This is a genomic window from Polaribacter vadi (assembly GCF_001761365.1).
GTDB lineage: Bacteria > Bacteroidota > Bacteroidia > Flavobacteriales > Flavobacteriaceae > Polaribacter > Polaribacter vadi.
The window spans coordinates 1,707,203-1,719,491 of sequence record NZ_CP017477.1; the positions used below are offsets into that span (position 1 = coordinate 1,707,203).

Here is a 12,289-nt window from a genome sequence, read left to right on the forward strand (position 1 = left end):
AAATTTACTTCTTTAATCCTTCCACTATTAACTTTGCTGTTTTTGCGGATGCTCCAACTCCACCTAGCTTTTTTTCAAGTTCAAAATATTCTAAAAATAATTTTTCACGATGAGAAGTCTCTAAAATTTTAGCAAGTTCTTTTTTAAGGTTTATTCTTGTAAAATCGTCTTGAATTAATTCTGTAACCACTTCTTTATCCATAATTAAATTCACCAAAGAAATGTACTTTAAAGTAACAATTCTTTTAGCAATTTGGTACGATATTGAGCTTCCTTTATAACAAACAACTTGTGGTACTTTAAACAAAGCTGTTTCTAAAGTTGCAGTTCCAGAACCAACTATAGCTGCAGTAGAAATTGATAATAAATCGTAGGTTTTATTGTTGATAAAACTAACTTTTCTATTACCAATTATCGTATCATAAAAAGAAAAATCTTGACTTGGAGCTCCAGCAATTACAAATTTATAATCAGGAAAAACATCTACCATATCTAACATAACAGCAAGCATTTTTGTTATTTCTTGCTGTCTGCTTCCAGGTAATAAAGCTATTATTGGTTGATCACCTAAATCGTGTTTTTTTCTAAAATCTTTAACACTAACTTGTTCTCTATTTGCAATTGCATCAATTAAAGGATGGCCAACAAACTCAACTTTGTAATTGTATTTTTTGTAAAATTCTTCCTCAAAAGGTAAAATCACAAAAAGGGTATCAACATCTCTTTTAATATCTTTAACTCTGCTTGCTCTACTTGCCCAAACTTGTGGAGAAATATAATAGTTCGTTTTAAAACCTTGCAATTTCGCCCATTTCGCAATTCTTAAATTAAATCCAGAATTATCAATAAAAATAAGAACATCTGGGTTAAATTCGGCAATATCTTTTTTACAAAGTTTTATAAGTGTTAAAGCTTTAGGAAGGTTTTTTACAACTTCGAAAAAGCCCATAAAAGCCCTATCTTTATAATGAAAAACTAAAGTACCACCAACCTTCTCCATTAAATCTCCACCCCAAAAACGAATGTCTGCATCTGGATCTTCTTTATATAAAGCTTTCATTAAATTTGAACCATGCAAATCTCCTGAAGCTTCGCCTGCAATTATATAATATTTCATCAAATAAATTTTAAAACCAATGTAATTAAAGCTATTACAATGGTTGTTATTAAAACTCCTTTTGCTCTATTATCTTGTTTCTTTTTAATAAACACAAAGAATACAAATAAATTAGGAATTGCAGCAATCGATAAAATTTTGCCATACAAATTGCCATCCTGAATCATTTGTAATGTTTCACTAAAACTGAATTTAGAGAAATATTCAATGTATAAAAAACAACCTCCAGCTGTTGCAAATAACGAGACTAAAATGCCAATTAAAATGTCTTTTTTTACAGTTCCCAAGAGTTTAATTTTTGAATCATGTGATGTGCTGTTAAATCGAACTGAACAGGAACAATAGATATAAAGCCATTTTCTAAAGCGTAAACATCTGTATCTTGTCCTTTATCTCTATTTACAAATTCGCCAGAAAGCCAATAATATTCTTTACCAAAAGGGCTTTTTCGTTTGTCGAAAATCTCTTTCCAAACTCCCATTGCTTGTCTGCAAATTTTAGTTCCTTTTATTTCTTCTTTCTTTAAATTAGGAATATTTACGTTCAAAACAATTCCTTCTGGCAACCCATTTAAAAGTGCATTTAGCGTTATTTTTTTTACGAAATCTTCACATTGTTTAAAATCTGCATGCCATTTAAAATCTAATAACGAAAAACCAATTGCAGGAATGCCTTCAATACCAGCTTCAATTGCTGCACTCATTGTGCCTGAATAAATAACATTTATAGAGGAGTTTGAACCATGATTAATACCTGAAACGCACAAATCTGGCTTTTTATTTAAAATTTCGCTAATTGCCATTTTTACACAATCTGCAGGAGTTCCAGAACAAGTATATTCTAATTGTGGTCCATCATCAATTGTTATAGGATTGCAAGTCAAAACATTATCAACAGTAATTGCATGGCCCATTCCACTTTGTGGACTATCAGGAGCAACCACAACTACTTCTCCAATTTTGTTCATTATACTTATAAGTGCTCTAATTCCTGGAGCTGTAATTCCATCATCATTAGTCACTAGAATTAAAGGTCTTTCTTGCATGAATTTATGTTTAAGGTTCAATATTTAGTATTAAAATTTCGTTTTTAAATATTGAATTTAGAATCTGTTTGAACAAAGATAATTTATTTTATACGATAATCTTTTTAACATTTTATAAAGAGTAAAAAGATCAATTTTTAATTAATATTGTAGCAGTTACAAATTATGGCACTATTTTAGTAGTTCAGTAACAAATAAATAAAATAACGACACTATATATATGAAGACGAAATTTAGATTTAGCATTCCTTTTTTAGCATTTTTTTTATTGATAAGCAGTTTATCTATAAATGCTTCTGAAGTAAATTCTGATGTAAATAATGACCCTGAAAAAGATAAGGTTTTAATTTACGTATTAAAAAACATTTTAACGAGAGGTCATTTTGTAGTAAAAGACATGAACGACGATTTTTCTGAAATTGTTTATAATAGTTTTATTGATGGTTTAGACCCAAGTAAAAGATATTTTACGCAAGCAGACTTAAAGGAATTCTCTAAGTACAAATATAAAATTGACAATCAGCTTTTAGAGGATGATTTATCTTTTTATAAATTGGTCTATGGCCGTTTTTTACATAAAATTAAAAATGCAAAATCTTATTATGGAGATTTATTAGCACAACCTTTTAATTTTGATGAAAACGAAACGATTGATTTAGATTTTGAAAAAGTTCCTTTTGCTAAAAATGATAATGAGTTAATTGATTATTGGAGAAAGCAATTAAAACTACAAACATTAAGCAGAATTGAAGAGCAAACAGCATTACAAAAAAATAAACTTGAAAAAGATAAGAATTACAAAGTAAAATCTTTTGCAACTTTAGAGAAAGAAGCAAGAAAAGAAGTCCTAAAAAATATGGACGATTTATACATAAGAATTGAAGAATTAGAACATGATGATTGGTTTTCTACTTTTTTAAATTCAGTTGTTGGTGCTTTTGATCCTCATACAACTTATATGGATCCTACAATTAAAGAGCGTTTTGACCAAACTATTTCTGGAAAATTAGAAGGAATTGGAGCTCGTTTGCAGAAAAAAGGAATCTATACACATGTATCTGATTTAGTAATTGGTGGTCCAGCTTCTAAACAAGGAGAATTGGAACCAGATGATATTATTTTGAAAGTTGCTCAAGGAGATGAAGAGCCTCTGGATATTGTTGGAATGCGTTTAGATGATGCCATAAAATTTATTAAAGGTCCTAAAGGAACTGAAGTACGATTAACAGTTAAGAAAAAATTAGATGGTTCTATAAAAGTTATTTCTATTATTAGAGATGTTGTTCAACTAGATGAAACTTTTGTAAAAAGTAGCATTGTAGAGAAAAATGGAAAAAAATATGCAATTATAGATTTACCAAGTTTTTACATAGATTTTAGCGATGATAATTACAGAGATTCTGCAAAAGATATGGAAAAGGAAATTGAAAGATTAAAAGCAGAAGGTGTAGTTGGTTTAATTGTAGATTTAAGAAATAATGGTGGTGGTTCTTTAAAAACAGCCATTGAAATTTCTGGATTGTTTATAGATCAAGGACCTATTGTTCAAGTAAAATATAGAGGAGAAGATCCTGTTGTAAAAAAAGATATAGATCCACAAATTCAGTGGGAAGGTTCTGTTGTGGTTTTGGTAAATGAATTTTCGGCATCTGCATCAGAAATATTTGCAGCAGCTATGCAAGATTATAAAAGAGCGGTTATTTTAGGTGGAAACCAAACCTATGGAAAAGGAACTGTTCAGAATATTTTACCTATCAATCAATTTTACCCAAAATACGAGAAAGATTTAGGTTACTTAAAAATGACCATTCAAAAATTTTATAGAGTTAATGGAGGTTCTACACAAAAAGAAGGTGTGTATTCAGATATTGCAATGCCTAGTAGATATAGTTATATGAAGTTTGGTGAGCGTGATTTAGATGGAGCTTTGGCTTGGGATAAAGTGCCACAAGCAAAATATACGCAAACTAATTCCTATGCTAATTTTAACGATGTTGTATATAATAGTAAAGAAAGAATTGCAAACGATACCAATTTTAAATTGGTAAACGAATATGCAAAATGGTTAAAGAAAAGCCAGGATGAAACTACTTTCTCTTTAAATTCTAAAGCTTTTTTTACAGATAGTGAGGCTAAAGAAAAAGATGCAGGTAAATTTAAATCTGTTTTCGATTATAAATCGAACCTAACATTTTTATCTCCTAGATACGAACAAGACTTATTTAAAACCAACCAAGATTTAGCTGATAAAAGATTGGCTTGGCATAAAAACTTAGCAAAAGACATGTATGTTTCTGAAGCTTTAAATGTTTTAAGTGAATTAAAGTTAAGAGATAAAGGTGAAATTGTAAAAAACTAAAAAGTAAAATAATAACAATATAAGCCTGATGTGTTTCTAAAACATATCAGGTTTTTTAATTTTATATAAATGACATTCCAAATTACATTCCCAACAAAATGGTCGGATTTTGACCCAAACAGACACATGCGTCACACAGCTTATAATGAATATGCTGCAGAAGTGAGAGTACGTTATTTTAAATCTCAAAATTTTTCTATTGATGAATTTACTAAACATAATATTGGTCCTATTTTGTTTGAAGAATACACATCCTTTAGAAAGGAAATTCATTTAGGAGAAAATATTTCTGTGACTATGAAACTAAATGGATTGTCTAAAAATGGTGAACGTTGGAAAATTACTCACGAAGTTTTTAATGAAGCACGACAACTTTCTGCTATTATAAAAGTATATGGAGCTTGGATTGATTTATCAAAAAGAAAATTAACAACACCTCCAAAAGAAGCACAAGACTTATTCATAAATGCTGAAAGAACTGCTGATTTTGAAGAAATAGTTTTAAAATCTAAAAGTTAAAACTTCACATTATAATTATAAGTTTTTAATTATATAACTAAAAAAGCACTTATTAAACTGATTTACATAACAATAAAGATGTGTTTATTCTTAAATCATTATATATAATGATAAGGATTTATAGAATTTACGGATTATTTTATCAAAAAAATTGAAATCTTATAACAGAACAAAAAAATTGTGTAACACAAAACCTTGGTGTTGGTTGTTTCTTTGTAGTGTGATTATTATGTAACACACAAACAGAATTATTAACTAGAAAACAATCAACCATGAAGACTATAAATTTAAATTTGTTCGATAAGAAATCAATATTTACAACTTTACAAAATGATTTAGGTGGAAAGTTAACAACGTATCATAAAGAAACTGAATTCGAAATTGATAGACAATTAGGATCAGGAACTATTAGAGGTATTGAGTTAGAAAATGGGGTTACTTTTTTAGAATTCGATTTAACTTGCAAAGAAGATTTAAATATTGTTGTTACAAATAGCGCAAAAACGAACGTTAATTTTATGTATTGTAGTAAAGGTGAACTTTCTCACTCTTTTGAAAAGCAATCAAAAAAATTAACAGTAGAAGCTTTTCAAACAAGTATTATTGCCAATATTGAGTCTTCTTCAAATATATTAGAACTTAAAAGTGGTATCAACATAAAAAGTACCTTAATTTCTGTAAATACAACTTCAGAAAACTCAAGCATTAATAATAAGTTAAGAGAAATTTTTATCAACAATAAAAAAGATGATTTTTTCTACTGTGGTTCTTATAACTTTAAAATTTCTGAAACTATAAAGCAAATTGATGCTATTAAAAATGAAGGAATTGTAAGAACTTTATTAATTAACGGTTTTGTAAATGTTGTGTTGGCTTTAGAAATTGAGCAACATAATATAGATATTAATAATGCTGAAATTAGATCAGCATCTTTAACTAAAAATGAAATGAGTATTGTTAAAGAAATGTCTGACTATATCCAAAATTATTACGATACTAACTTACAAATAACTGAGTTAGAAAGAAAATCTGGCTTAACAGCTGCTAAATTACAAGAAGGTTTTAAACTTTTACATGGGTTAACAATTTGTGAATATGTTAAATATGTAAGACTTACAAAAGCTGAAGAATTAATTTCTACAACCGATTTAAGCATCTCTGAAATTGTATATAGTTTAGGTTTTAGTAGTAGAAGTTATTTCTCTAAAATATTCAAAGAAAAATATAATTGTTCACCAGTAACTTATAAGAAAAATAATAAAATGGTTGCAATATCTGCATAAAAACTCAACCAGTAATTATTCTACAAGAAACAGTATATCTCTAAAAATTAGAGATATACTGTTTTCTTTGTTTTATTTTATACTCAACAGAAGCAGTTGTATAACCACCTTCTGTACCATCTACAAAATGAATATGCTTTTTCTCTCTATCTTCTACATAACAAGACATTATAGAAGCGTAGGTTTTATGAAAACCATAAATAATTTTCTTTTGCGTTTCTAAAGTATCAAGAAAAAACCTCAATTTACCTAATTGTTTTTCATCACCAGAAATTACAGTATTTATAGAACCATCTAACATAATTGTGTCAGAAAGTTGCGTAACTCTATATAAGTATAATTTACCTGCTTTGAAAAACTTAAAATAATATTGCCCTAAAAATGTTATTAGCCAATTATTCATTAAATAAGCACTTTTAAAAACACCAATTCTTGTGTGCATTTCCTTTCTAATTTTTTCAAAAGTTGGTTTTAGCTTTAAATTTTTCATGGTTATAGGATTACGTTTGTTTAGATTTCCAAAAATGTAATCTATCTCATTCATAATCTCATTAAAAATTTCTGCCTGTTTTGTTTCACTAGTTGCACCAATTAAAAGACACACTATTTTTTTATTGTCTCCTGAAGGATAAATTTCATCCCATCTACATTCCATCCCTTCTAAATCTACTTTAATTTCTTCCTCTTTTAAATTTACCTCTTTCGTAAAATTTTCCTTAATTTTAGATTCAGCATATTTTAACCCATTACCAAGAATTACTGGAGTTGTTAAGTAATTGTTTACTTTTAATTTTGATATTCTTAACGTATATTTATGTTGATATACATCATCTACAACTAAACTACCAACTCTTAAATCTAAGCCTAAAGTTCTTTTAATATGCAAACTATAATCTGTTAAAACAATCAACAAATTATCTATAATTGATGATGGCACCATAAAGGTTGCTCCATCACCACCAAAAAAATAAGGAATTCTTAAACTTGGATCTATCTTTTTTAAAGCATTTAAAACTGCAATAATACTTCCAGTAGCTGTTAAGTTTACATCATTATGTTTGCCTTCTGCTACTGCATTAGAAGATCCTTGAACATCTGTTACTAAAATATGCCAGTTCTTTGGCACACTGCTAAATAAGTTTTCATTTTGCAATAAATCTTTTAATGAAATTTCGTTTTTAGTAATATTTTTATAAAAACTAGTATAATCTTTCATAACAAAACAATTAAGGTAAATAGCTATTTATTTTCTTGTAAAATTATACTAATAAAAATTAATTTACTTATTTTTATTGAAAGATTTTTTGGTTTATAAAACGCTAATTTAATTATAGTTAATGAAAATATTTGTAAAATTCGATTTGCATTCCGTTTGCACAAAGGTGTTAGAAAATACACTTAACAACTCACAAATTAAACATACGATGCTAGGTTTTGGCGAAGTAGATTTGCAGGGATCTCCCAGTAAAGAAACCATGCAGGAGCTTGCTGAAAAATTAAGCGAGTATCATATAGAAATAGTTCAAGACCAAAAAAGTATCTTAGTACAAAAAATAAAAGATACTATTATAGATATGGTTTTTAATACAGATAATAATTTACATGTAAAAAGTTCTGTATATTTATCGGAAGCATTAGATCATAGCTATGGGTATTTAGCAAATTTATTTTCTGAAGTTACCTATACATCCATAGAAAATTTTATAATTCTCCAAAAAATAGAATATACAAAACAATTAATATTAAAAGAAAATTTAAGTTTAACAGAAATTGCATTTAAATTAAATTACTCAAGTGTTGCACATTTAAGTACTCAATTTAAAAAAACGACAGGAATTACACCCTCTTCTTTTCAAAGAATCATAGCAAAAAGAAAAGAATTACTTAAAAAATAAGTTATGAATGAAAATTATATAAATGTTGTATTAGCTGATGATGATGAGGATGATCGCCTATTTTTTTCTGAAGCTTTTGATGAATTAAAAATAAACACCAAAGTTAGTACTTTTAACGATGGCGTTTATTTAATGGATTATTTTAATAGTGAAGACGCTATTTTACCTCAAGTACTTTTTTTGGACTTAAATATGCCAAGAAAATCTGGCTTAGATTGTTTAAAAGAATTAAGAGCTGACGAAAAATTTAAAGATGTTGCTATTGCAATATACTCCACATCATCCTCTGAAGAAGATGTAGAAAACACTTTTGTATTGGGCGCAAATATTTATATAAAAAAACCAAGCGATTTTAAAAGTTTAAAAAAAGTATTGTCTGATGTTGTTACCTTAAATTGGCAATATCATACAAATGGTTTAAATAAAGATAACTTTCTATTACGTTTATAATGATTACAAGAATTAAAAAAAAATCTCCTTTATTTATTAAAATATCTTTCTACATCGCTTTATTAATTATTGTAGTTGCAGGAGCTATTGCTTTTAAAACAACTAAAAACCTTTCTAAATCTTCTGAGTTAGTTGTAGAAACTTATATGGTTAATGTGCAATTAGAGCAGATATTTTCTTATTTAAAAGATGCAGAAACTGGGCAAAGAGGTTTTATTATTACCAATGATTCTATGTATTTAGAGCCATATGTTAAGAGTAGAGAAAGTATAAATAATAGTTTTGCAGAACTTAAAGAACTTACAAAAGAAAACGATTTTCAGCAAAACAACTTAAAAGATTTAAGTTCTTTAATTGATAAAAGACTTAATAATTTTGAAAGATCGTCAAGTTTTTCTGTCAATGATAATTTAGAAAGTCCCAAATTTGATCCCGTTTTTTTTGAGGGAAAAGAGTTAATGGATGCTATTAGAAATAAAATTTCTGAAATGATTGAACATGAAAGAGTTGAATTATTAAGAAGACAAGAAGACTACCAAACTGATGTATTATTAACACCTATTTTTTTATTTTTTCTTATTTTATTTTCAATAGCACTTGTTTTATTAGCCTATTATAAAATAACAAAAGATATAGAATCCTTAAAAAGTTATAATGAAGAACTAGAAACTTTTAAAGAATCTGCAAATCAATCTGAAATAATTAGCAAACATGGTAACTGGATTTGGGATATTGAAGAAGAAACCTACATTTATTCTGACAATTTGTATCGTTTATTAGGAGAACAACCTCAATCTTTTATACCAAATTTAGATACCTTTATGACGTATGTACATCCTGATGATAGAGAAAAACTAGAAAAAGATGTAGCAGCTATGATGGAAAATGAACATTTACCATTTGTCCATTTTAGAGTTATCCAGAAAAGTGGTAATATAAAACGCTTAAAATCTTATGCGCAAGTTTTAGAATTAGATGGTGTTAGAAAACTAATTGGTACAACTTCGGATGTTACTGATGAGTTTGAAAGCTTTAGATTGTTAGAAGAAAGAAATGCTGAATTAGAAAGAAATAACAAAGAACTTTCTGCTTTTAACCATGTTGCAAGTCATGATTTACAAGAACCTTTGCGAAAAATTCAAACATTTTTATCGCGTTTAGTAGATAAAGAATCTGATAATTTATCTAAAAACGGACAAGTATATATTTCTAGAATACAAAATGCAGCTTCAAGAATGCGTTTATTAATAGACGATCTTTTACAATTTTCTAGAACAAATAAATCTGAAAAAGTTTTTGAAACAGCCAATATTAATTTAATATTAGAAGGCGCAAAACAAGATTTAGCAGAAGCAATATCCGATTCTAACGCTTTGATAACTTCAGATACATTTCCTGTAATGTATGTAATTCCGTTTCAGATTCAACAATTATTCTCTAATTTAATTAGTAATTCTATAAAATATCAAAAGGGAGATTCTATACCAGAAATTTCTATTAAATATAATAGAATAAATGCTATTGAAGAAGATAAATTAGTAAAACCAAAAAAAGAGCATTATCATAAACTAACATTTACAGATAATGGTATTGGTTTTAAAAATGAATATGCAGAAAAAATATTTGTCCTATTTAATAGACTACATGGAAAAAGCGATTTTTCTGGAACAGGAATTGGTTTATCAATTTGTAAAAAAATAGTAGAAAACCATAAAGGTTATATTTTTGCAAACGGAACTCCAGATAAAGGAGCCACATTTGAAGTTTACTTGCCTATTTAATAGTTGTATATTAATTTATTCTTCACGAAATAATTTTTTTCATTTGATTAAAATTAAGTAATAATAGCTTTAAGGTTTTTATCATTTAAAATCTTATATATGGGAATTTTATAACTGTCCTAAAAAAACATGTAACATAGAAAGTTGAGTTTATACTGATCTTTGTAGTATAAAATTTCAATTAGTATTATGTATAGAATTAGTAAAAAAACACACGCTGTTTTAATTTTAATAACCATCTTAACGCTTTACTCTTGTAATTATATTGTTAATAAAAATGATGAAAAAGAAAAATCATCAAAAAATTCTGTTGAAAGAATAAAAACAAGTAAAGAACAAGCCAAGCTACTGGTTAATACAAGTAAAACAGTTATTGAAGTAATTGATATTTGTAAAAATGTTGAAAATTCTGAACTGGAAGAACCAAAAAGAACAATTATTAATAATTTAAAAACGAAACATATTAAAATCTTAGATGAAATTAAATTAGCTTCTTCTGCAATTATGGTTTCTGTACCTTATAATAATGGAGAATCAATTCAAAAATTAGATGATAAGCTTGTTTTTGAAGAAAAAATTGAGATGATTCAAAGTAAAGTTATAAAGCAAAGAGAACTTGTAAATTCACTAAAAAAGAGTTCATCGAATAAAATAATTTTAGAGTTAACAGACTCAATAATACCTTTAATAGATACTAATTTGAAATCTATACACGAAATTGAAACCAAATTTTTAACTATATAAAAAATAAAAATCATGAAATATTTAGCCACTTTTTTAGGAACCATTGTTATGTTTATATCAACTACAAATGTAGATTTGAACAAAATACATACCAATAATAGTATAGAGATTGATGAAGCAGTATTTGATGGAAATGAAGGAAATTTATATTTTTTTACAGATACTGATGAAAAAGCAATAACTATTGAAGATAATGAAAACAAACTTTTTAAAGACTTTGAATTAGCGCCAAATAGTTATGTTGGTAAAACTTTCGAGTTACAAATTGCACCTAATAAACTTAAAAATAATGTTTGTGATTCTAAAGCTGTAATAAAAATAACGTTAAAAGAATAAATAGTATGTTTATTTACAATATAAAAATTTAAAAACCTTTAAGATTTAACTTAAAGGTTTTTTAGTTTTGATAGAAGCTGAATTTAAATACTTGAAAAAGTACTTTTATTCGCTATTTATTACAATAAAATTCCTTCTAAAAGAGAATAATTTTTAAGCTCTAACAAACTCTTTTCTACAGATTTTTTTTGATTATTAATTATAGTTCTTAAACTTACTGGTAAATCATTATTTATTAGTAGCAAGTTATAATCTGCAATGCATTTTTCCTCTGCTAAAATAATTTCATTCAACATTCTTTTTTTATCAGTAATTTTTAAAATAGAATTTGCATTCATCCATTTTTCAAATTTTAAACCTGTTCCATAAGACTTTTTTGATGGTGCAATATTCGATTCTAATAAACATTTTTTTAAATCCATTGAATGTTGGCAAGACTCTAAATGCTTTTTTTTAAGAACAGGTTTTAAGTATGAATTCTCAACACATTCAGACATTTTTAAATACCCAATTTCTTTTTGAATAGAATTTTCTAAAAAAGAATCTAAAAACAAATTTAATTCCAATTGCTTTAACATAGTACAATTTTTAATGTAGCCAATTAACTACGCAACAAAACTACTCTTTAAAAGCGATTCACTTTAGCATTTTAGAGAAAATTGATAACGTATTTCAGCCATAAAAAAACTTAAATTCTATATTTAATATTTGTTATACAGTATTTTTAGTCTGTAATATATACTCTAAAATGTCATTAGAA

Annotated in this window: 13 protein-coding genes; 8 read left to right on the plus strand and 5 right to left on the minus strand. The window is 26.9% G+C overall.

Features of this window, described 5'->3' with window-relative positions:
• Positions 1-4: 4 nt before the first annotated feature.
• Genes lpxB through surE form a run of 3 tightly spaced genes read right to left on the minus strand, consistent with a single transcriptional unit; the run spans position 5 to position 2,162 of the window.
• A complete protein-coding gene (gene lpxB, locus LPB03_RS07640) occupies positions 5-1,117 on the minus strand; it encodes a lipid-A-disaccharide synthase (protein ID WP_065317742.1) in 1,113 nt (370 codons plus the stop codon).
• Positions 1,117-1,404 carry a hypothetical protein gene (locus LPB03_RS07645; protein WP_065317743.1) on the minus strand — a complete coding sequence of 96 codons (288 nt, stop codon included), beginning with the start codon at positions 1,402-1,404 and terminating at the stop codon, positions 1,117-1,119. Before LPB03_RS07645 ends, lpxB begins: the two co-directional genes overlap by 1 nt.
• A complete protein-coding gene (gene surE, locus LPB03_RS07650) occupies positions 1,392-2,162 on the minus strand; it encodes a 5'/3'-nucleotidase SurE (protein ID WP_065317744.1) in 771 nt (256 codons plus the stop codon). The genes LPB03_RS07645 and surE overlap by 13 nt, the downstream gene beginning before the upstream one ends.
• Positions 2,163-2,382: 220 nt before the next feature.
• Between surE and LPB03_RS07655 the strand changes: the two genes are divergently transcribed.
• The 3 genes from LPB03_RS07655 (at position 2,383) to LPB03_RS07665 (ending at position 6,323) form a co-directional block, all read left to right on the plus strand.
• Complete coding sequence (locus LPB03_RS07655) at positions 2,383-4,521, plus strand: carboxy terminal-processing peptidase (protein WP_065317745.1); 2,139 nt, start codon at positions 2,383-2,385, stop codon at positions 4,519-4,521.
• A 69-nt stretch (positions 4,522-4,590) separates the two neighbouring features.
• A complete protein-coding gene (locus LPB03_RS07660; RefSeq protein WP_065317746.1) occupies positions 4,591-5,040 on the plus strand; it encodes an acyl-CoA thioesterase in 450 nt (149 codons plus the stop codon).
• 272 nt (positions 5,041-5,312) lie between these two features.
• Positions 5,313-6,323, plus strand: a complete 1,011-nt coding sequence (locus LPB03_RS07665) for a helix-turn-helix domain-containing protein (protein WP_065317747.1) — start codon at positions 5,313-5,315, stop codon at positions 6,321-6,323.
• 40 nt (positions 6,324-6,363) lie between these two features.
• Here the strand turns inward: LPB03_RS07665 and LPB03_RS07670 are convergent, their stop codons facing one another.
• Positions 6,364-7,539 carry a DUF3095 domain-containing protein gene (locus LPB03_RS07670; protein WP_065317748.1) on the minus strand — a complete coding sequence of 392 codons (1,176 nt, stop codon included), beginning with the start codon at positions 7,537-7,539 and terminating at the stop codon, positions 6,364-6,366.
• A gap of 121 nt (positions 7,540-7,660) precedes the next feature.
• On the opposite strand from LPB03_RS07670, the gene LPB03_RS07675 reads away from it, so the two are divergent.
• From LPB03_RS07675 to LPB03_RS07695, 5 genes are all read left to right on the plus strand, one after another.
• Entirely contained in the window at positions 7,661-8,218 is a 558-nt protein-coding gene (locus LPB03_RS07675) for a helix-turn-helix domain-containing protein (protein WP_065317749.1), read from the plus strand.
• 3 nt (positions 8,219-8,221) lie between these two features.
• Positions 8,222-8,668: a response regulator gene (locus LPB03_RS07680; protein ID WP_065317750.1), complete on the plus strand. Its 447-nt coding sequence runs from the start codon at positions 8,222-8,224 to the stop codon at positions 8,666-8,668.
• Positions 8,668-10,449 carry a sensor histidine kinase gene (locus LPB03_RS07685; protein WP_065317751.1) on the plus strand — a complete coding sequence of 594 codons (1,782 nt, stop codon included), beginning with the start codon at positions 8,668-8,670 and terminating at the stop codon, positions 10,447-10,449. The genes LPB03_RS07680 and LPB03_RS07685 overlap by 1 nt, the downstream gene beginning before the upstream one ends.
• 189 nt (positions 10,450-10,638) lie before the next feature.
• Positions 10,639-11,193 carry a hypothetical protein gene (locus tag LPB03_RS07690; protein WP_065317752.1) on the plus strand — a complete coding sequence of 185 codons (555 nt, stop codon included), beginning with the start codon at positions 10,639-10,641 and terminating at the stop codon, positions 11,191-11,193.
• 12 nt (positions 11,194-11,205) lie between these two features.
• Positions 11,206-11,529 (plus strand): hypothetical protein, encoded by a 324-nt coding sequence (locus LPB03_RS07695; RefSeq protein ID WP_065317753.1) that lies wholly within the window; start codon positions 11,206-11,208, stop codon positions 11,527-11,529.
• Between the two features lie 119 nt (positions 11,530-11,648).
• Here LPB03_RS07695 and LPB03_RS07700 read toward each other — a convergent pair whose 3' ends face one another.
• Complete coding sequence (locus LPB03_RS07700) at positions 11,649-12,107, minus strand: DUF2383 domain-containing protein (protein ID WP_065317754.1); 459 nt, start codon at positions 12,105-12,107, stop codon at positions 11,649-11,651.
• Positions 12,108-12,289 lie beyond the last annotated feature (182 nt).

What these genes read in the sequence shown, in the direction of transcription:
- LPB03_RS07700 (WP_065317754.1), bottom strand. Translation starts at nt 12,107, where the DNA reads ATGTTAAAGCAATTGGAATTAAATTTGTTTTTAGATTCTTTTTTAGAA.
- LPB03_RS07690 (WP_065317752.1), top strand. Translation starts at nt 10,639, where the DNA reads ATGTATAGAATTAGTAAAAAAACACACGCTGTTTTAATTTTAATAACC.
- LPB03_RS07695 (WP_065317753.1), top strand. Translation starts at nt 11,206, where the DNA reads ATGAAATATTTAGCCACTTTTTTAGGAACCATTGTTATGTTTATATCA.
- LPB03_RS07665 (WP_065317747.1), top strand. Translation starts at nt 5,313, where the DNA reads ATGAAGACTATAAATTTAAATTTGTTCGATAAGAAATCAATATTTACA.
- LPB03_RS07655 (WP_065317745.1), top strand. Translation starts at nt 2,383, where the DNA reads ATGAAGACGAAATTTAGATTTAGCATTCCTTTTTTAGCATTTTTTTTA.
- lpxB (WP_065317742.1), bottom strand. Translation starts at nt 1,117, where the DNA reads ATGAAATATTATATAATTGCAGGCGAAGCTTCAGGAGATTTGCATGGT.
- LPB03_RS07685 (WP_065317751.1), top strand. Translation starts at nt 8,668, where the DNA reads ATGATTACAAGAATTAAAAAAAAATCTCCTTTATTTATTAAAATATCT.
- surE (WP_065317744.1), bottom strand. Translation starts at nt 2,162, where the DNA reads ATGCAAGAAAGACCTTTAATTCTAGTGACTAATGATGATGGAATTACA.
- LPB03_RS07670 (WP_065317748.1), bottom strand. Translation starts at nt 7,539, where the DNA reads ATGAAAGATTATACTAGTTTTTATAAAAATATTACTAAAAACGAAATT.
- LPB03_RS07675 (WP_065317749.1), top strand. Translation starts at nt 7,661, where the DNA reads ATGAAAATATTTGTAAAATTCGATTTGCATTCCGTTTGCACAAAGGTG.
- LPB03_RS07660 (WP_065317746.1), top strand. Translation starts at nt 4,591, where the DNA reads ATGACATTCCAAATTACATTCCCAACAAAATGGTCGGATTTTGACCCA.
- LPB03_RS07680 (WP_065317750.1), top strand. Translation starts at nt 8,222, where the DNA reads ATGAATGAAAATTATATAAATGTTGTATTAGCTGATGATGATGAGGAT.